Raw genomic sequence first — 20,646 nt, forward strand, 5'->3', positions numbered from 1 at the left:
CCGATGAGTACATTCTCGAAGCCGGGAGCCACCTTCCCCTGGCCCGGAACGCGGACGGGGGCTGTACCGCCGCGATCACCAGCGGCCTGGTGCCCCCTCCAGATCACTCGACCTGAGAAAGAACGGCGCAGACACATGACCCGTCAAGTTTTATCCCGCCGCATGGCATCAGCGGCTCTGGCACTGACGACGCTCACCGTCGGGCTGGCCGTCACCGGCCTCTCCGGCTCGCCGGCAGCTGCCGCACCGGGCGCCTCCGCGGACGCGATCAATCCGGACAGTCTTGTTCTGCCCCGCTGGATGAGCCAGGTCAGCGACGTCATCGGTGACCGGCCGCTCAACAAGATCGTGATGCCGGGCAGCCACGACGCGGGCTCCTGGAGCATCACCGACCAGTCGGGTGTCTGCGACACCGCCAGCGAGGCCAAGCTGGCGAGGGAGCACCCGCAGATCGCCGCCGCGATCTCGATCACGCAGCTCGGTTCCATCAAGCAGCAGCTCGACGTCGGTTCGCGCTATCTCGATCTGCGCCTGTGCAAGCAGAACGGCAAGTGGTACACCTACCACGGCGGTCCGCTGGGTGGCCTGTTCTTCGACGATCCCGCCACCGGCCGTAAGGGCGAGATCAACGAGATCGCCCAATGGCTCCGGGACCACCCGGAAGAGGTCGTCACGATCGACCTGCGCACCTCGGTCCCGGCGGACCAGGATCCCTCCGACGGCCGGGACACCGCTGTCGAGGACTACCGCCAGGCCGTGGAACTGCTGGGCGCGAACATCGGCACCTCGCGTATGGCGAACAGGAACGAGCTGTCGCCGACATCCACGTACAACCAGTTCATGGCGGCCGGGGCCAACGTCGTCCTGCTCGACAGCAGAAACATCACGGACAACGTGTGGGCCTGGCCGGGCAGCCTGGCGGACAGCCGTGACAGCTACGTCGAGAACAAGGACTGGGGCGGCCTCATGAAGGAGGCGCTCAAGAACCCTTCCGCCTCGAACCCCGCGATCGACCTGATCAGTCGCACGGCGATCAAGAAGAACGATGACGTCCTTCGCACCAACGCGGGCGACCCGGGCAAGTTCTTCACGCTCTCGGGGAACGTCGACTCCACCCTCGCCATCCCCGACGCGGCGGCCGACGTCGTCACCAACGGCATGAACTACAAGCCCGGCGGCCTGGCCTACATGCTCTACCTGGCCCGCGAGCACAACATCAAGCTCCTCGAGAAGCTGGAAGGCCCCTGGCGCCATTCCGACGTCGCGCACAACACGAACATCGTGCAGCTCGACTTCATCAACATGGGCGGATACCGGGCCAACGGCACGCTCATCGGCTCGGGCGACATGAGCGCGGCGATCATCGCCAACAACACCCCGACCACGGCGCCCGGCACGCTGGTGGGCACCGAGCGCCTGGCCGACGGGAGCTGGAGCGGAGCCCAGGCCCTGCCCGGCGCCTACGGCTCGCTGGAGTTCGCGGGCGGTGAGCGGGCGGTGGCCGCCATGCCCAACGGCGACCTCCAGTTCATGGCGTACGGCAACGACAAGCGCCTCTACCACAACATCCGCTTCACCAACGGCTCCTGGCAGGGCTGGAGGCGGGTCAACACCGACGCGGTGGACGACAAGCTCAACGGCGGTCCGCTCGCGCTGACCAGCACGCCCAACGGCACCCTCCAGGCGTTCTCCGTCGACAGGGACGGCAACCTGCTGCACAACCTGCGCCGGCCGGACGGCTCCTGGCAGGAGACCGGCTGGTCAGGTGTCTGGGACGGCGGCAAGGCCGTCATGAAGGCCAAGGACGTGGCCGTCACCGGGCTGGCGAACAACTCGGTCAAGGTGCTCGTGTACGGCAGGGACGGCGCCATGCGCCTGACCGAGCGGTACATGAACGGCATCTGGGACCAGAGTGGGTGGCAGGTCATTCCCGGAGTCGGCGGCGCCCAGACCTTCGCCGGAAGCGACCTCTCCATCACCGCGACGCCGGACTACACCCTCCAGATCGCTGCCATCGGCCAGGACCGCAAAGTCTGGCACATGACCCAGAACAGGCAGGCCGTCAACTCCCGCTGGAACACGCCGGAGTGGAAGCCGGGTGAGGCGATGCAGGCCACAGCGCTCTCGATGACCGCTCTGCCCGACGGCTCCGCCCAGCTCGTCGCCGTCGGCCTGGACGGCAACACCTGGCACACGCTTCGTGCGGCCAACGGCCAGTGGACCGGGTTCGGTGCGGTCCGCGGGCCGTGGAACCGACCGCTCGCGGCCACGAGCGTCAAGGTCACCGGTCTGTCCGACGGGCGGACGTACAGCCTGATCGACGCCCGCTGATCCGCTGATTCCCGGCGTGCCCCCTTCCGGTGCCGTACTACGGCACCGGAAGGGGGCTCTCGCGTTCCGGTGCCGTGGTACGGGGCCCGTCTCCCACCTCGTCGGCGGCATTCCGGGACACGCCGTGCCGTGGACACCGGGGAGGGACCCTCAGGCGAGTTTCGCGGCCAGGATGTCGACGGGCAGGATCTCCGGCGCCTCGGCCAGCCACTCGGGAGCCTTCCCCATGAGTGCTGCCGCGATCTTGCCCTGGAGGTGAGCGGTTCGGGCCTCGTCGTCGGCGAACGCGTCGAAGATCCCGAAGGTGGTGGGGCTCAGACGCAGCGCGAACCAGACAGAGGTGCCCGTCTCCTCCACAGCCAGCCGAAGAGCGCCGGTGAGCAGTTCCTCCACGTCGCCGACGTGCTGGGGAAGGGCTTCGATACGGGCGAGCAGGCCGACGCGCGTGCTGTCGGGAGTGGATGCGGATGCGGTGGTCACCGTGGTTGCTCCTGTCATGGTGCTGGGGTGTCGCTGGTGCGATGTGATGACCGTACGGACGTACGCGCACCGCGCGGCAGTGGCGGATCCGCCGGATGCTTTACCGTTCCCGACATGAAGGTCTCGCTCCTTGTCACCGACCAGGTATTCGACTCCGGGCTGGCGGCCGTCATGGACGTGCTGCACATGGCCAACGAACTGCGAGGGGAACTGCAACACCCCCCACCGAGCTGGGACATGACACTGGTCAGCCCACGGGGTGCCGTGGGCAGTGCCAACGGCCACGTCATCGATGCCGTTCCGCCCGGCGACGCCCCGCGCCCTGATCTGCTGGTGATGCCCGGAGCGGGACCCAAGAAGCCCGCACCCCTGCTCCGGTGGGTCGCCTCCGCCGACCTCCGGCCCGAGCGCGAGACGCTGCGGCGCACCCGGGCCGAGGCCATTCCGCTGGCCGCCGCCTGCACCAGCACGTTCCTCCTGGCCGAAGCCGGGGTCCTGGACGACCTCACCGCCACCACCAGTTGGTGGCTGGCGTCCGCGTTCCGTCAGGCCTACCCCCGTGTGGTGCTGGAGGAGAGCCATATGCTCGCCCATGCCGACGGGGTGACAACCGCCGGCGCGGCCATGGCCCACCTCGACCTCGCTCTCGACCTGGTCCGGCGGACCAGCCCCGCTCTCGCCGATCTCACAGCCCGCTACATGGTGGTCGACGACCGGCCCAGCCAGGCCGGCTACGTCATCCCCAGCCACCTGGCCCGTACCGATCCGACCGTCAGCGCCTTCGAACGCTGGGTGCGCCGGAACATGAGCCGACCGCTGAGCATCGCCGACGCCGCTCGCGCGGTCGGCACGAGCGAACGTTCCCTCCAGCGAGCCATACACACGGCGCTCGGCATATCGCCTCTGCGATTCGCTCAGAACCTCCGACTGGAACAGGCCTGCCACCTCCTGCGCACCACCGACCTGAGCACCGAAACCATCGCCCGCCGCGTCGGATACGAGAACCCCTCCACGCTCAGCACGCTCCTGCGCCGGCGACTCGACACGACGCCGGGGCGGCTGCGCGGCTGAACCGGAGCAGCGCCTGACCCGGATTCAGGCGTCGTCGAGCACCTTTGCGGATGGCTCATCCTCCTCACGCCATGCTGCGTGGATTCTGCCGGGCTTGAGCCATGAGTTCGGAACGTGCCTGGTGGGCGCCCAGGGCCTGGGCCGCGAGCGCCCGGACCTGGTGGCGACAGGAACCTCTCGTCACGAACGCAACGCTGCAGGCCGCGCCCAGACAGGCGATGGCCGCGGTCTGCATGTCGTGAAGGAATTGTCCCCACCCGCCGGTCCGCCCGTCCGCGCCACGGCCGAGTCGTCACCCGGGCTCGACCAGGCGCGCGAAGAACTCGCAGCGGCCCAGAAGGTGACGCGGCCGCGGTGACATCGTCCGGCGGTGGGGTCTCTCGTCGACGGCGGAGCCGGCGACAAGCGGTCGACGGCCTCGGCGCAGAGGTGCTCGCCGGGTTACCAGGTCCGTCCCGTGTCGATCAGCAGGTCGCGGACCCGGGCGACGTCGGGGTTGCCCGGCCAACCGGGACGTTGGACGAGATAGCCGGTGTTGATGGGTGGGTCGTCGGGCTCGTGCAGGGGGACGAGGGTGCCGTCGGCGAGCTCGTCGTGGCAGAGGTACCGCGGCAGGACGGTGAAGCCGGCTCCGGCGGTGACGGCGGCGAGGACTCCGCGGAGGTCGGGGACGGTGACGGCGGCGGGGCGGGAGAGCCGGGTGCCGAAAACGTGGCGCCAGTAGCGGCGGACGATGGGCAGGTCCTCCGCGTAGGTGACGAGGGGAACGGCGTGCAGTGCCGCCGGTCCCTCCACGGCCAGCCGGTCGGTGACGCGGTCGGCCCAGGCGGGGGCGGCGACCAGGACGACTCCTCGTCGAGGAGGGGTACGGAAGTCAGGGCACGCCCGCGCGGCCGGTAGGTGGCGATGACGAAGTCGTGGCGGCCGGCGCGCAGCTCGTCGAGGAGCGGTTCGGTCAGGCCCGGGGTGACTCGCAGCTGCAGGCCTTCCACGACGAGCCGGGCGAGGGCCGGCAGGACACGGGTGCAGAGAAGTTCGGCCGGGCCGGCCAGATGGACGGGTGCGGCCTGGCGGTCGGATCGGTTCTCGGACCTGGTCGCGGCGGTGAGTACGTCGAGGGGTACGGCGACACGGGCGGCGAGGTCGTGGGCCCCGGCGGTCGGGGCGGCTCCGCGCGGGAGACGCTCGAAGAGTTCGCGGCCCATCTGCCGTTCCAGAGCACGGATCTGGGTGGTCACCGTGGGCTGCGAGAGGCCCAGGAGCCCGGCGGCGGCGGTGAACGAGCCGGAACGGTAGACCGCCAGGAAGGTGCGCAGCAAATTCAGATCCGTCACCGGCGTCGCACCTGACGGCAACCCAGCCGCCGAATTTCTGGGTATCACCGAGAAACCGTACTTCCCTTCCACGGCCCGGACGTCCCGTCATCAGGTCGTGGCGGAGGCAGCGCGTGCCGCGAGGACTCGGCGGCGCCGTCCCACCCCGGTGGAGCTTCCCCGCTCGAAGGCAGTGCCCCGCAGAGGCACCAGGAGGCCGGACCGGATCGCGGTGGGCCGGCCGTTCGGCACGAGGGTGTATGCGGGGAGAGGAGGCCGAGCTCGGCGGCGAGGACGCCCCCGTCCGCTCGGCGTACGGGGGCGTCCTCGTCGCGGACGTAACTGGTGTACCGCCGGTGCGAGCCGGTCGGTACCCATGGTCAGGCCAGCTTCTTGAGGACCTCGACCGCGAGCGGGGCGGAGGAGGACGGGTTCTGGCCGGTGACCAGGTTGCGGTCGACGACCACGTTCGCGGCCCACGGCTCGCCGACCCGGACGTCGACGCCGGCCTCGACCAGCCGGGTCTCCAGGTGCCACTTCGCCTTGTCGGCGAAGCCGGCCTGGGCCTCCTCGGCGTTGGTGAAAGCGGCCACCTCGTAGCCGGCGAAGGCGTTGGTGCCGTCGGCGTACGTGGCGGCGAGAAGCGCGGCCGAGGCGTGGCAGATCACCGCGAGGGGCTTGCCGGAGTCGAGGGCGCCGATCAGCAGCTTGCCGGAGGTGGCGTCGACGGCGCGGTCCTCCATGGGGCCGTGTCCGCCAGGGTAGAAGACCGCCGCGTAATCGTCGAGGTCGACGTCCTCGAGCCGGATGGGGTTCTTGAGCTCGGTGATGGAATCAAGGGTGGTGGCGATCCTGTCCGCCCCCTCCTGTCCGCCGTTGGCCTCGGGGGCGAGGCTGGCCTTGTCGACCGTGGGGACGACGCCACCCGGGGCGGCGACAACGATCTCGTGACCGGCGGCCTTGAACGCCTCGTACGGCGCGACGGTCTCCTCGGCCCAGAAGCCGGTCGGGTGCTTGGTGCCGTCGGCGAGCGTCCAGAAGTCGACGCCGGACATCACAAAAAGAATCTCGGACATGCTATGTCACTCCGAGGGTGTGGGCCCACACGGGCCCAGGGACGGGAATCGCACGCTCCGGCGTCCTGCGACGCTGTCGCTTCAGACGCGGATCGCCGGTGCGGCGATGTCCTCGAACGTAGACCTGCCCCAGGACGGTTACCAATGAAGAAGCCGATGCCCGGCATCGGCATTCCGATGGGTCGGCAGGGAATACCGTCGGCCGACCCAGGCGGCGCTGTGCGGGATGTTCGGGGGCCGCGTCGGCCGGTGGCCGCCGCGCCCGGCGCTGCCGGCCAGGAGAGCCGTTGGCGGCTCCTGCGGGCGCCCGCAGGCGCCCCGGCCACGGAACCACCCGCGGCCACGAGGCCTGGTAACTAGTTGTTTCTTCCAGGGACCGGCCGGCGCGTTCGAACTATCGTTTCGATTCGCCACCACACGTCAGTCCGCCTTGCCCCTCCTGACCCGAGGAAGTTCCCGCGCGTACACCACGACGGGCCGCCGGCTGTGGGGACAAGGGCGGGAGCCAGGAAGGAAGTACGGCATGGGTGCCCACCATCGTCGAATGAAGAAGCGGGCTGTTGTCGGATTGGGCGCGGCCGGTCTGTTGGGGGGACTGGGACTCATCGTGCACACAACGATGTTCGCCGGTGCCGCCGAAGAACGGGCAACGGCGGCCACCGCCTTCTACGTCGCCCCCGACAGCCAGGCCGCCCGCTGGGTGGCGGGGAACGCGGGCGACCCGAAGGCCGCGACCATCAAGGCGAAAATCGCCGACACACCCGCAGCGGTCTGGTTCGCCGTCTACGACGCCGATCCGAGCGCGGTGACCGCTGCCGTCAAGAAGGTCACCAGCAGTGCCGCCCAGAAGAACCGGACCGCGGTGCTCGTGCCCTACATGATCCCCAACCGCGACTGCGGTTCGCACTCGGCCGGCGGCGCACCGGACTTCGCCGCCTACGCCACGTGGATGGACGCCTTCGCCGCCGGTCTCGGGGAGCGCGAGGTCTACGTGCTCATGGAGCCCGACTCACTCGCACAGGCCGCCAGCTGCAACTCCACCGACAAGGACAAGCGCCTCGCGGCCCTGGCCGACGCCGGAGCGAAGGTCAAGGAGGCCAACCCCCGGGCCCGTGTCTACTACGACGCCGGCCACAGCGGCTGGCCGGTGAAGGCCGCCGACCTCAAGGGCGCGGGAATCCTCACCCACGGGGACGGCCTCGTCAGCAACGTCTCGAACTATCGCAGCACCCAGGAAGAAGTGACGTACGGCAAGGGTCTGCTCCGGGACCTGGGCAGCCCGGCCCACCTCGGCCTCGTCGTCGACACCAGCCGCAACGGCAACGGTCCCGCACCCGACGCCCAATGGTGCGACCCCGCCGGGCGTGCCCTCGGCGCCACACCCACCACGGCCACCGGCGACCCCGCCGTCGATGCCTTCCTGTGGGTCAAGCTCCCCGGCGAGGCCGACGGCTGCATCTCGGGCGCCGGACAGTTCGTCCCCGAACGGGCCTTCGACCTGGCGACGGCCGCCGGGACGGGAAGCGTCCCCGACGACGGAGCCGTCGAGAGCGTGCCTCCGAGCGAGAAGCCCTCTCCCCCGGCCTCGCAGGACCCGTCCCCGCAGCCGGACCGGCCCGATCCCGGCCCTACGCCGAAGCCCGGAACAGGCCTGCCCGCCTCGTGCACCGCGGACTTCTCGGTGACGAACTCCTGGAACCACGGCTACCGCGCGGACGTGACGCTGAAGAACGGCTCGAAGGCGCTGGACTCGTGGAAGGTCGAATGGACCCTGCCGCCCGGTCAGCGGCTCGTCAACGCCTGGAACGTCGTGACCGAACAGGACGGTGCCATCGTCAGGGGAACGAACGCGCCCTACAACGGCGAAGTGAAGCCCGGTGGCACGCTGTCGCTGGGATTCGTCGCCGAAGGTGAGCACGCCGCCGTCCCGAAGTTCACTCTGAACGGGGCGACCTGCGCCTCGTCGAAGTAGCCGCGCACACACGCTGCGGTAGCGGACGGCATCTCTCCTCAAGGCGCTTCTCCCTCCGCGACCGACGAGCCACCCGAAGTACTTCAGCGATCGAGGTCGATCACCATGCACCAGCCGAACCGCCGCCACAGACTGCCCAGACGCACGTTCACAGCGGCCGCCGTGGTTGTCCTCGCCGGGGCGGTCGCCGCCGGCATCATGATGCCGGGCAACGCGAACGCGGGCAGAGCCGGCGCCTCCTCCGCCGTGCGCGCCGTCACGGACAGCACACCGTCCCTCTCGGGCGCCACCCCCGCCGCCGGTGAGCAGCCCGGGAAGCGCAGGACGCGGCAGCACCGGAAACCCCCCGCCTCCGGTCCGACGCCGAGCCCGTCACCGCAGACCCGCCGGCCGCTCTCCGGAACGACGGATGACGCCTTCCAGGGGGTCGGCACCCACTTCGACAAGACCGGCGACGACGGTGGCGGCTGCGGTGTGCCGCCGGCTCAGATCGAAAGCGAGAACTTCGTCGCCCTCAACGTGTTCGACACCCCGGGTGCCTTCGCCCCCAGCCTGCCGCGGGTGCCCGTCCCCGACAGCATCAACGGCGTCTGGAACAACGGTCTCAACTGCGGTCGCTGGGTCGAGATCACGCTCGGCGACTTCTGCACCGTCGCCAACGGCGGTGCGGCGGGCCAAGGCATCTGCCGCGGCGGCCAGTGGAAGCAGGACCGGTTCAACGGCGCTACGTTGAAGGCCGTGGTGACCGACAGCTGCGGTGATCCCAACGAGTGGTGCCGCTCGGACCGTAACCACCTGGACATCGCCCGTGGCGGCCTCACCCGTTTCACCCGTGACGGACGGCCGACGGGCGACCTCGAAATTCAGGGTGCCTGGAACAACCGGAAGATCAATTGGCGGTTCATACCAGCGCCCGGATACCAGGGCGACGTCAAGATCGGCCTGGCGAAGAACGCCTCCCAGTGGTACACCCCAGTGATCATCACGAACTTGCCCGACGGCATAAGGGGAGTGGAGTTCCAGGAGAACGGAACCTGGAAGAAGGCGAAGATGACCGGCGACAACGGCCAGCGCTACGAGATCCAGCCCACGTCCGCCGAACGCACCCACTTCCGCCTGCGCATCACCGACGCGCACGGCAAGCTGGTCAACCAGGGCCGTGCGTACTCGTTCCGGGCGCCAGGCTGTACCACTTCGGCCTGCTCCGCCCTCTACACACCCGTCACCTACACCACCGAATAGACAGTCGAACGCGTGGGGTGGTCCCGGTCCTCACCATGAGGGCCGAGGCCACCGTGCGTCCTGGCGGAAGGGCAAGCCACCGCCCGCCGCCACCGAGCACCGGACAACCGTCGTCACGGGGCCGGAGCCGTCAACCGGCGTGCCGTTCGTTCCACCACCGGCGCAGCTCGTAGCGCGAGCGGACGCCCAGCTTGCGATAGACGTTGCCCAGATGGAACGCGACCGCTGCCGGCGTGACGAACAGGCGCCCCGCGACCTCCCCGTTCGTCAGACCGGTGCTGACGAGCTCGGCCACCTCGGTCTCCCGTGCCGTCAGGCCGAACACGTCGGCGTTCATCGGCACCCTGAGCGTCCTCAGCCTTGTCGCGCACCGGTTCACCAGGGTCTTCGCACCGATCCGATCAGCGACGGCCCGTGCCGCCCGCAACCTGTCGACCGCCGCGCGGCGGTCGCCGACGGCTGCGAGGAACTCGGCGTAATCCGCCTGGTACCGGGCGTAGTACCACGGGGCGGTCGCCTCGAACGCGGCAGCCACCTCATCGACTCGGGCATAGAGCCGGGCGGCCGAGTCACGGGACCCGGTGCGTGCCGCGGACAGCGCCTCCATCCACGACAGGCATCCCTGGACCCAGGGCGGAGCGCCATGGGCATCGGCCCGCATCGAGGTGATGAGGGTGGCGGCGAGACGGGTGTACCCCGATGTCGTAGCCGCGCGGACGAGTTCCACCTTCCGCCACGGCAGCAGCGGACCGGACAGCACCTCCCTGCCGAGCCGGTACTCCGCCGCGGCCAGGAGGCCGACTCCATCGGTGCCCTCGGTCGCCTCGGCGGCCACGAGTGCCGTGAACAGCTGGGCCGCGGCGCCCAGGACGGAGGTCTCCGGCTCCTGCCCGCCGATGGCGGCGTTCCGCTGCACCACTCCTCGGGAAGCCGCCACCAGTGCCAGCAGCGCCCGGCCTCGCGACCGCCAGAGAGGTGACGACGAACGCGCGGCGGAGCGCCCGCACACCTCCGCCTGCTTCCACGCCCCGCGCAGCCAGAGTGCATGGCCGCGGATCGTCGCGACCGCCTCGGCGACGTGACTGGTCTCATCGAGGGAGACCGCGATGAGCGCACCGGACGCCGCGGCCTCGCACCGGTCCAGATCACCGGTCTCCAGGTGCAGCCACGCCTCGGTGACAGCCGATCGTCCGCGCACCTCCGCCGAGGCGGAAAGCGCGACCGCGGAGCCTGCGGCGAGCGCCCGCAGCCCCTTGGCGGGTCCCTCGGCGGACGAGGTCAGGACTGCTTCCAGCCGCTGCCGTTCGCCCACCCAGTAGGGATCACGGAGGGCAGGGGCATCCAGCTCCTTCAGTTGCTGCCCGATCCTCTCCACGGGGTCGCCGGCCAGCCACCGGGCATGGGCAGCCCACTGCACGACGGCGGCCTGAAGATCCTGGCTGCCGGCCCCCCCGGCATGCCGCAGTTCCCGGCATGCCTCTCCCAGCAGGGACGCGCCCTCCTCGATCCTGTTCTCCAGGACGGCGAGGCGCCCCGCCAGCGCGTGACGAAACGTCGAGTACTCGTCCTGCCGCATCACCGACAGCGACCTGCGGACCCGGGCCAGATCATGGGCTCGCAAGGCGAACACGGTCGACGCCGTCTCACGGCCGGCGGCCAGAGCGGTGTCGGCGGATATGTCTGCCGCACGGCTCAGCAGTTCAGCCGCCTTTCCGACCTGTCCTTGGGCACCCGACCGGTGTGCCGCCGCCTCCAGCCGCCGGGCGAGGTACTCGTCGGCTCCACGGACAGCCGCCGCCCGGTGCAGCAAGGAGGTGGCTCCCTGCGACCACCGGGCGGCCCACCGGTAGGCGATCTCCGCCTCGGAAGGTGTCATCGCCGCAATGACGTCGGCCCGTACGGCTCGGACCACCCCGACCCGGCCCTCACCGGGACTCCAGGTGACCCATCCGGCCTCCACGGAAGCCTCCACGATGCCGAGCAGGTCCTCGTCCTGCTCGACGAGCGACCAGAGCCGTTGCAGCGGAACGTCCCTGCCGAGCACGGCGAGGCACTGCACGACGCGCCGACGGGGCGGGAAGGGGACCAGGCGCAGAGATCCACGGGTCCGGCTCTCACACCACGGTCCCTGGATCCACGGGAGGAACGCGGTCGTGTCGTCCGTGCTCATGGCGATTGCTCCTCGTCATCGGCAAACGCGGCGTCTACCCGACGCAGTGAACAACTGGGCCAGGCGGCGAAGACGCGATTCGTACGCAACCGCTCATCCAACAGAAGCGATCGGCGCCGGTCGGCCCGAACGTGTGACGGAAACGCCGTTCCGGCGCGCCCTTTCCGCCGCCCCATGGGGAAGCCCGGGTCGACGCCTGCCCGCAACCGCGGCAAACGCCCATCCCGGATGAGCACTTGGCCGCGGCGGCCGGCCTTCCCTCCGCACCACCGGGACAGCGGCGGGTGCGCGGACCCGGCGGCGCAGGCGCTCCTCGTCCGCGTCGGGACGGACCTGGAGGGAGCGGCCGTGACCAGCGGCTCAGGGTGTCCCGTACGTGGCGGCCGCGCCGAGGGAACGGGACCGTCGCCCCAGACCACTGCTCCCACCAGGCGGGATGGCTGCCACCGGAAGCCGTCGGCGGCTCGCAGCCGCCGCGGGAGCCGGCCCCGATACCGGTGGTGACCGCGCTTCGCCGGCGAGCCGTGGACAGCTACGCCTGAACGACTCCGCCGACGCCGGCCCGGGTGCCCCGCGGTGGAGGACGGGCCGGGAACGTGCGGACGACGCATACCGGTCCCCGGCCGGGAAACCGGCCCTTGAAGCAGATCTTGTACAGGTGGTGGTGGCGTGCCACGCTCGAAATCACCCACCACACGCGCGCGAACCTGTTTCTGGCTCGACGGACACTCATCCGAGCGGTACGCGGTCACCGTGCCCTCGGACCCACAGGGAAGGAATCTTGTCGCAATTGGCTACCCAGCGCCGACAGACCCACCGGAGGGCCGCCGGCGGCGGGACACCCTTGCCGGAGATCGGCCGCGGCCTGTGGGACGGCGAGTTCGGACCCATGCTCACCTATGCGCGGTTGTGCACGCGTGACGGTGCTGCGGCCGAGCGACTTGTGCGGCAGGCAGAAGAACGTTCCCGGGTCACCGCGCAGCAGGGCGTATGTGAGACGGACGGCCTTCCCACGGTCGCCGTCGCACTGAACGCGGTCCTCGACACGGCTGTCGCATGGGCAGCCGTGCCCGCGAACCGCGCGTGGCTGTCCGGTCGACTGCTGGAGTGGCTGGAGCAGGACGGGCGCGAGCACGCCGCCCGGCAGACCACCGAAGAAGCCCTGGCGGTCAGCGGCCTGCGCGGTCTCGCGGCCTCGGACAGCGAACTGTTCTGGTGGAGTTGCGTGGAGGGGCTGCCGGACGCGGTTGTCGCTCGACGACTGGAACGCTCCCGTGCCCAGGTCGCCCAGGACGTTCTCCGGGTGACAGCGGAGTTCCGTGAACGTGGTTCGCTGGCACACTCCTACCAGGCACGGAACTCCACGTGCCGTTCCTACGCCGGGCTTCTGGATGCGGCCGTGCGGCAGCGTCCGGCCGGCATGCCGGCGGACCTCCAGAGACATGTGAACCAGTGTCCTGACTGCACAGAGGACTTCGAGTTTCTGAGTGCGGACAGCACCCTGCTGCCGACAGTGGTCGCCCAGGCAGTGCTCCACTGGGACGGTCCCGCCTACGTGGCGGAGAGGCGCAGGGAACTGGCGGACACCACCGCCGACTCCGCGAAGCAGCCGCGCGAGCCGCGTCTGTCGCTCCGGCACCGGCCAGGAGCGTTCTTCGACCGGGGACTTCCGTTGCTGTGGGCGGCGGGTGCCGTGGCCGGCATGCTGCTGGTCGCGGGCTCGCTCGACCTGGTCAAGGACAACGCCTTCCCGCGATACGTACCGCTGCCGCGCCTGCTGGACAAGCCGGGGTCCGACACCGGCCCATCCCCCCAGGCCTCCGACCGGAGCCGGCCCGAAGCCGACAGCTCCAAGGGCCCCGGCGACGTCAGGCCTGGAAGAAAGGCATCGCAGCCCGCGTCGCCGGCCGCCGAGAGCTCCGGGACACCGGGCGCGGCGGCCGACCACTCCCAGGTGCGGAACGAACCGCCGCCGTCACCGCGAGTCTGCACCGCGGCATTCGACGTGACGAACTCCTGGGACGGGGGAGTGGAGGCGAATCTGACCCTCTCGCCTCGGTGGGCCCTCCAGAACTGGACGGTGACGTTCCGTGTGCCGGACGAAGCAACGATCTACACATGGAACGGCGTTCACACGAGGGAGGGAAACCGGGTCACGGTGACCCCGGCGGACTACAACCGCACGTCCGCCGCGGGTGTGCCCCTCACGATCGGCCTCGTCCTGCGAGGCGATCCCGGCCACGGCTCCTGGCTGTCCGACGTCCGTGTCGACGGTCGGGCCTGTGCTCCGTAGGCGTCCGCGGGCCGTCTCCTTTCATCCCCGGCGACGGTGACGACGCCGACCGGCGGTGCCCCCGGCGGCGTCCGCCGCCGCCCGGGCGGCCCGGGGCATCCGCTCGAACACGCCGGCCCGGGCCACCGGCACCGGGCGGACTCCCGCTCGGAGTCCGACAGCGCACAGCGGTGCGTCGCCCGACCACGGTCCACCCTGCCCGATCGATCCCAGGGCACCGCCTAGGGTGGTCCAGGTGAACGGTTCACCCCCGCGCAACCGCCGTGAGCTGGACGCGGCCCTCACCGAGGCCACCGCCCGCGCCCTGGCCACGGCCGGGACCGCAGGACCGTCGGTGCTGGTCGTGACCGGCGGCGTCGGCACCGGGAAGAGCCGCACCCTGCACGATGTTCCGGCGGGGCCCGGGGTCGTGACCCGGCGCGCGGCCGTCGGTGAACTCGTCGATCGTGGCCCTTACTCCGTGGTGAGCCGGGTGCTCGGCATCGACCTCGGGCGTCCGGTCCCCGCCGACGCGGACGACCGGTTGCTGGCCCGTCTCGACGAGTTGTGCGCGCTGTCGCCGACCCTGCTCACGGTCGACGACGCCCATGAGGCCGACGCGGCGTCCCTCTCCGTGCTGCACATGATGGCGTCGGCCGCCCGGGACCTGCCGCTCGCCCTGCTGATCGCCCGACGCCCGGCTCCTGAGCGCGAATACCTGACCCGCCTGTTGCGCGGTCCCGATGTGGCCGAGTTCGTGCTGCCGCCGTTGGACGAGATCGACCTCGACGCCTTGGTGCGCGAGCGCACCGGCCGCCGGCCCGGCCCGCGCCTTCGTTCGGCACTGCTCACGCACCGGGACAACGCGCTGCACGTCACCACCTTGATCGACGATCTGACGCGCCTCGGGGCGTTCGACGGCGGCGAGCGGGTCGAACTGCTCCCCGGGTGTGAAGCCGGGCCGGCCGGACTCCTCGGCCCGGACCACGCGGTGGGGATCGCGCCCGGCACCTGGGAGGGCCCCGTCCGTGAGGTGGCCCGCGCGCTGGCGGTCATCGGGCGGCCCGTCGAACCGGAGGACCTCGCGGCGGTCGTGGGGTGGGATGCCGTCGCGGTCGTCGAACCGGTCCAGGGGCTCATCGACCGCGCTGTCGTCGCCTTCGACGCCTTCGGACGGATCGCCTTCACGCATGACAGCTACCGCGACGCCGTCGACCGCGCCATGCCCGAGCCGCTGCGCCGTGTCCTGCACGCCGCGGCCGCTCGCCGCGGGAGGCCCTCGGCGGAGCGCGTCCACCACGTGATCGCCTCGGGCGCGCCGCCGGAGGCGGTCCTGAGCGCCGTCCAGGACGCCGCTGACGACCTGGCCCACGCGCCCGCCGTCGAAGCGGACCTCCTTGCCGGGTCTGCCGTGGAGTCCGGGGCCTCGGCGGCCGCCCTCGAGCTGGCGATCAGGAGATCGCGGGCCCTCGCCCGGTCCGGGCAGATGCGCCGGGCCGAAGCTGCGGCGCGAACCGCCCTGGACATGACCGCCGACCCGGCGCGGACCGTCGAACTGCGCCGCGTGCTGATCTTCGCACTCACTGTCCGGGGCGAGGTCGCAGCGGCACTGGCCCTGGTGGACGAGGCACTGCGCGGACTCCTGCCGCCGCGTGTACGGGACATCCTCGTCGAGCACCGTCGGCAGCTCGTCCAGCTCGGCGGTCTGGAACCCCTGACCCTGCGACCGCCCGTTCCCGATCCGCTGGAGCTGACGCTGACGGGGCTGGTCACCGAGGCGGTCCGGCTGTGCCTCACCGGCTCACCGCACGAGAGCGCCGAACTCGCATGGGAGGCCTCGCGCCGCCACATGTCGACCGGCGTGGACCCGTACGAAGGGGTGTCGAGCGACATCTGGCCGCCTTTCGTCGAGCTTTTCCTCGGCGGTCCCCGGGCGGCGCGGGAAGCGCTGCTCGATGTCCGGCGGCTGCGCGAGAACCGGGCGGCCCACTGGCAGGCCGCGCCCCACCAGCTCCTGAGCGCGTCCATCGACATGAGCGCGGGACGGTTGGACGACGCGGCCCTCTCCTTCGACACCGGCCTCGAACTGGCGGAGACCGGAGAGCTCGCCTGGACGTCGTTGTCCGTGGGCGCGCGCGCACTGATCGACGTCCTGCGGGGCGACCTGGACGCCGCCGACGTACGGCTCAGCGCCTGGGAATCCGGGTCCGCCCCGCTGCAGTTCGGCATCCCGCAGCCGGCCCGTGCGTGGGTAGCGCTGCTGGAGGCACGCCGGAAGTACGCACAAGCGGCGCGGCTGGCCCGCCGCTTGTGGGCGGACGCGGCCGAGCGGCACTGCTTCCTGTGGCTGGCCACCGTGGCGCCGGAGTGGAGCAGAGTGGCGATACGCGCCGCCGACGACGAGCTGCGGGCCGTGATCGCCCGGGACCTCGTACGGCTGCCGCGCCCGCTCAGTCCGGCGCTCGCCCCGGCGGTGCGGCTGGCCGAGGCCCTCACCGGCACGGACGATCAGATCGTGGAACGGGCCCTGGAAGCCGCCGAGGCGGCTCACCGGGCAGGCGAGACCCTGACGGAGATGGCGGCGTGGGAGGAGGCCGCGGTGGCCGCCGCGACCCTCGGCGACAAGGACCGTGCGCGGCGCTGCGGGCGGCAGGCGCTCCAGCGTGCGGAGGAGACCGGTGCCTCGGGTGTGGCCGGCCGCGTGAAGGGGAGGCTGCGCGCGGTGGGCGTACGGCTGGGCGGAGCTTCCGCGCGACGCCGGCCGGCCGGCGGCTGGGCCGCCCTGACGCCTACGGAGGCGCGGATCGCCGAACTGATCGCTTCCGGCCTCTCCGGGCCCGGTATCGCTCGCGCGCTTCATGTCTCTCCCCGCACGGTGCAGACCCACGTCTCCCACACGCTGGCGAAGCTCGCGCTGAGCAGTCGCATCGAGCTCGCCGCGGTCGTCACCGCCCGCCGGGCCCAGGATTCCGGCGGTTCCTGAGGACGGGCTGACAGCGCCGCTCCACCTTCCTGGCGCGGCACGGCCGCGAAGGAGCGGGTCCGCGTCCGGGCCGGCGGTGCCCGGCGGGAGCACTGTCACGAAACCCTCCGTCATGCGACGGATGTGTGCGCGCACGGGGATTCGCATGCTGATGGTGTTCCTCAGGACGACAACGCCGGAGACCTCGATGAAAGCCACCCATCTGCTGCTCGGCCTGGTGCCGTGGGTTCTGTTCTCGGCGATCGCCGAGCATCTGGGGCCGAATGCCGTGGGGTACGCGGCGCTGGCCGCCTGCGCCGGTTCACTGCTCCTCGCCGTGCGCGGTCTTCTGGCGGACGGGTTGAAGGTCATCGACGCCGCGGGGGTCATGACGTTCGGCGTTCTGGCAGTGACCGGTTTCGCCGCGAGCCTCCCCGTGCGCGAGCTGCTGGTCGACTACGCGCGGGGCGGCGCGGCGCTCGTCCTCGCCGCGGTCATGCTGGTCTCCGCGTTCACCGTGCCGTTCACCGAGCAGTACGCCCGTGCCGGAATCGACCGCGGGTACTGGGAAAGCCCCGTCTTCCGCGGTGTGAACCGACGGCTCTCGCTGCTGTGGGCCGGAATCATCTCCGTGATGGCCCTCTGCCACCTGATCGCGGGTGCGCTACAGGCGTCGGGCAGTGGGTTCTGGGGCAACATCCTCCTCAACTGGGCCGTCCCCGTCCTGCTCGTCGTCTGCGGCCTCAAGTACACCGACCGCGTCACCGGCGGTTCCCGGCACATCGGGACCGCGTCTTGAACATCCTCGCCGCGGCGGCGCCCTCTGCGGCGCGCTCCTCACGTGCCGGTCGGACGACGCTGATCGCGATGACCGCCGGACTGTCGATGATCATGCTCGACCAGACGATCGTCACGGTGGCGCTGCCCACCATGGCCCGGGATCTCCCGCTCTCGTCCGGTGGCCAGCAGTGGGTCGTCAACGCCTACGTCCTGGCGATGGCCGCCGCCGTCGCGCTCGGCGGCCGGCTCGGCGCCAAGTTCGGACCGGTCACCACCTTCCGTATCGGCGTACTGAGCTTCCTCACGGCCTCCGCCCTGTGCGGTTTCACACCCCCCGGGACTCCCGGAGAGAGCTGGCTCATCGCGGCCCGGGCGCTCCAGGGGGCCGGTGCCGCGCTGATGATGCCGGTGGGTGCCGCCATCGTGATGGCCGCGTTCCCCCCTGCCGTACGGGGCCGGGCCATGGGTGCGTACGTGGGCATCAGCCAGGTGTCCCTGGCCCTCGGGCCACTGCTCGGCGGCACGCTGACGGAGTGGGTCACCTGGCGTGCGATCTTCTGGATCAACGTTCCCGTGGGCGTGGTGGCGCTGTACCTGGTGCGCCGCGCCCGCCCGGCCGACCCGGCCCAGCCCTCCCTGACCGTAGGGCCCTGGCACGTGGTGCTGCTCGTCGGCTCAATCGCCACGACCGTCTACGCGCTCCAGCAGTCCGCCGCGCGGACGTGGACCTCCCCGTACACGCTGTTGCCCCTGTCCGCGGGTCTGCTGCTGACCGCGGTCTTCGTCATCGGTCAGCTCCGCGCGCGGGACCCGCTGGTGCAGGTGAGGCTGCTGCGGCACCGGGCCTTCCTCGGGAACATCGTGGTGCTGCTGGCGACCCAGTTCGGACTCCTGCCGATCGTGCTGTTCACCTCGCTCTACGCCCAGAACCTCCTGCGCTACAACCCTGTCCACGCGGGACTGGCGTCCCTGGCGCTCATCCTGCCGCTGATGGCGGGGGCACAGATCGCCGGCCGCTGGTACGACCGCTCGGGTTCGCGGCCGCCCCTGCTCACCGGACTCGCCCTCGCGACCCTCGGCACGATCATCTGGGCGGCCCGGCTGCCGGACATCGCCTACCTCTCCAAGGTCCCGGGCATGGCGCTGGTGGGGCTCGGCCTGGGCCTGATCTTCTCCCCGGTCAACACGGACGCGCTCAACCGCGTCCCGGCCGCTGACCGCACGCAGGCGTCGGGCATCGTGCAGAGCGTCCGCCAACTCGGCGGCACGCTGGGACTCGCGGTGGTCGGGGCGGTCATTCTGGCCCACGAGCACGCGGTGGGCCCGGAGCTGAGGGCCCAGGACACCGCGCGGGCCATGGTCTTCGGATTCGCCGTGGCGGCCGGCGTCTTCGCCGCGGGGCTGGTCTGCGCCTGGTTCCTGCTCCCCCGAGGGCGTCCGGCGGTACGGGACTGACGGGCCGGTGGGCCGGAGATCGCGAAGTGCCGCCGGCGGATCTCGTGCGGAGCAGCGCGGTCATCGGCCGGTGCGGCTCGACGAGTTCCCCCTCTCCGTGGTCTTCGCACAGGCCTTCCTCACCGGACACCGGGCGGGACAGTTGGTTCGTACCGTCGACGTTCGCGTGGCAAGGAGTTCCTGGTCACGCGGGTGCCAGGAGGAGCCGTGGGCGTACCGCCCGGCGGCCGTCCCAGCCGGTGCGGGCCGGGCGAGGGCGGTGTAGAGAGGAATCATGGTCCAGCGTCTCGAAGGACTTCGTCGGCCGATGCGAGCGGGATGGGCGTTGGCAGCCATCCCGATCGGGTGGATGGTCGCGGTGACCGTGATCGACGTACTCGCGCCGCCCGACATCCACCTGGGTCCGCTGCTCGTCGCGGCTCCGGCGCTCACGCCGTCGTTCGGCGGGCCCCGGACAGTGGGTCTGGTCGCCGCACTGGCTGTGATCGCCCAGACGACCATCGGCGTGCTGCGCGATCCTGCCGACCTGCTCTCGGCCAATCACGAGGCACAGATCATCGCCCTGGTACTGGTCGGAACGAGCCTGGTGATCTTCTGTGTGCTGCGGGAGCGGCGCGCGAAGGAGCTGACGCAAGTACGGTACGTGTCCGAGGCCGCCCAGCGGGTCGTCCTGCCACCGCTGCCCAGGCGGCTCGGACCGCTGCATGTCGCCTCTCTCTACATCGCCGCCGAGGCCGAGGCGCAGATCGGCGGTGATCTCTACGCGGCGGCACGCACCACGTCCGGCACCCGGCTGATCGTCGGAGACGTGCGAGGCAAGGGAATGACCGCGGTCAATGACGCGGCCCTGCTGCTCGGAGCGTTCCGCACCGCGGCCCATCGCCAGGCGAGCCTGAGCGAACTGGTGACCTACCTCGAACGCAGCGTGTGCTGGGACCTGACGGAACCGGGCGAGACGGACCACGTCGGAGAAACGTTCATCACCGCCACCATCCTGGACATCCCCGATCACCACGGCCGGGTCCAGATGGTCTCCTGCGGGCATCCGCCGCCGGTCGTCCTGCGCCAGGGCCGACCGACGACGATGGACGCTCTCCATCCCGCGCCTCCGCTGGGCCTGGGCGAACTCGCACCTCCGGATCACTCCGCCGACAGCTTCCCGTTCGAGCCGGGAGACCTTCTGCTGCTGTACACCGACGGCGTCACCGAGGCCCGCGACTCCAGCGGTGCCTTCTACCCGCTCGCCGAGCGCATCACCGGCTGGCGCGAGAGCGACCCCGACGCCTTCCTCCGCCGCTTCCGGCGCGACCTTCTGCACCATGTCGACGGACATCTGAACGACGACGCCGCCATGGTCGCCATAGGGCGCCCCGCCACGCTCCGCGGTTTCAGTGCAGGCGGCGCGCTCCCGCCGAGGGGACGGCGGTGAAGATCCCCGGTGCCGCGTGTCCCGCCCCGGCGAACGCCTTGGTGACGGCCTCGGCCACCGTGTCGGCCGCCGCCGCCTCCACCAGCACGATCG

At 71.0% G+C, this 20,646-nt stretch carries 12 protein-coding genes and 2 pseudogenes; 9 read left to right on the top strand and 5 right to left on the bottom strand.

Annotated features, from left to right (window positions below; translation table 11 throughout):
* The first annotated feature begins 162 nt into the window (after positions 1-162).
* Positions 163-2,331 carry a hypothetical protein gene (locus ACIQAK_RS31030; protein ID WP_366392317.1) on the top strand — a complete coding sequence of 723 codons (2,169 nt, stop codon included), beginning with the start codon at positions 163-165 and terminating at the stop codon, positions 2,329-2,331.
* A 150-nt stretch (positions 2,332-2,481) separates the two neighbouring features.
* Here ACIQAK_RS31030 and ACIQAK_RS31035 read toward each other — a convergent pair whose 3' ends face one another.
* Positions 2,482-2,811: an antibiotic biosynthesis monooxygenase gene (locus ACIQAK_RS31035; RefSeq protein WP_366392318.1), complete on the bottom strand. Its 330-nt coding sequence runs from the start codon at positions 2,809-2,811 to the stop codon at positions 2,482-2,484.
* 114 nt (positions 2,812-2,925) lie between these two features.
* On the opposite strand from ACIQAK_RS31035, the gene ACIQAK_RS31040 reads away from it, so the two are divergent.
* Positions 2,926-3,882, top strand: a complete 957-nt coding sequence (locus ACIQAK_RS31040) for a helix-turn-helix domain-containing protein (RefSeq protein ID WP_366392319.1) — start codon at positions 2,926-2,928, stop codon at positions 3,880-3,882.
* A gap of 441 nt (positions 3,883-4,323) precedes the next feature.
* Here the strand turns inward: ACIQAK_RS31040 and ACIQAK_RS31045 are convergent.
* A pseudogene (locus tag ACIQAK_RS31045) lies at positions 4,324-5,264 on the bottom strand (LysR family transcriptional regulator).
* Positions 5,265-5,575: 311 nt separating this feature from the next.
* Entirely contained in the window at positions 5,576-6,271 is a 696-nt protein-coding gene (locus ACIQAK_RS31050) for a type 1 glutamine amidotransferase domain-containing protein (RefSeq protein WP_366392320.1), read from the bottom strand.
* A gap of 544 nt (positions 6,272-6,815) precedes the next feature.
* On the opposite strand from ACIQAK_RS31050, the gene ACIQAK_RS31055 reads away from it, so the two are divergent.
* Entirely contained in the window at positions 6,816-8,243 is a 1,428-nt protein-coding gene (locus ACIQAK_RS31055) for a glycoside hydrolase family 6 protein (protein ID WP_366392321.1), read from the top strand.
* 105 nt (positions 8,244-8,348) lie between these two features.
* Entirely contained in the window at positions 8,349-9,485 is a 1,137-nt protein-coding gene (locus ACIQAK_RS31060; protein ID WP_366392322.1) for a cellulose-binding protein, read from the top strand.
* 130 nt (positions 9,486-9,615) lie between these two features.
* On the opposite strand, the gene ACIQAK_RS31065 is transcribed toward ACIQAK_RS31060, so the two are convergent.
* Positions 9,616-11,655, bottom strand: a complete 2,040-nt coding sequence (locus tag ACIQAK_RS31065; protein WP_366392323.1) for a helix-turn-helix transcriptional regulator — start codon at positions 11,653-11,655, stop codon at positions 9,616-9,618.
* A gap of 790 nt (positions 11,656-12,445) precedes the next feature.
* Between ACIQAK_RS31065 and ACIQAK_RS31070 the strand changes: the two genes are divergently transcribed.
* From ACIQAK_RS31070 to ACIQAK_RS31090, 5 genes are all read left to right on the top strand, one after another.
* Positions 12,446-13,948 (top strand): cellulose binding domain-containing protein, encoded by a 1,503-nt coding sequence (locus tag ACIQAK_RS31070; RefSeq protein ID WP_366392324.1) that lies wholly within the window; start codon positions 12,446-12,448, stop codon positions 13,946-13,948.
* A gap of 235 nt (positions 13,949-14,183) precedes the next feature.
* Positions 14,184-16,910 (top strand): LuxR C-terminal-related transcriptional regulator, encoded by a 2,727-nt coding sequence (locus ACIQAK_RS31075; RefSeq protein WP_366392325.1) that lies wholly within the window; start codon positions 14,184-14,186, stop codon positions 16,908-16,910.
* Positions 16,911-17,097: 187 nt separating this feature from the next.
* A complete protein-coding gene (locus ACIQAK_RS31080) occupies positions 17,098-17,688 on the top strand; it encodes a hypothetical protein (protein ID WP_366392326.1) in 591 nt (196 codons plus the stop codon).
* Between the two features lie 68 nt (positions 17,689-17,756).
* A complete protein-coding gene (locus ACIQAK_RS31085; protein WP_366392327.1) occupies positions 17,757-19,124 on the top strand; it encodes an MFS transporter in 1,368 nt (455 codons plus the stop codon).
* 274 nt (positions 19,125-19,398) lie between these two features.
* Positions 19,399-20,553 carry a PP2C family protein-serine/threonine phosphatase gene (locus ACIQAK_RS31090; protein WP_366392328.1) on the top strand — a complete coding sequence of 385 codons (1,155 nt, stop codon included), beginning with the start codon at positions 19,399-19,401 and terminating at the stop codon, positions 20,551-20,553.
* On the opposite strand, the pseudogene ACIQAK_RS31095 reads toward ACIQAK_RS31090, so the two are convergent.
* Positions 20,513-20,646, bottom strand: a pseudogene (locus ACIQAK_RS31095) (galactokinase); the annotation flags it as partial. The gene ACIQAK_RS31090 and the pseudogene ACIQAK_RS31095 sit on opposite strands and share 41 nt — an antisense overlap.

The sequence above is a fragment of the Streptomyces sp. NPDC088706 genome, from assembly GCF_044752765.1.
Taxonomy (GTDB): Bacteria; Actinomycetota; Actinomycetes; order Streptomycetales; family Streptomycetaceae; genus Streptomyces.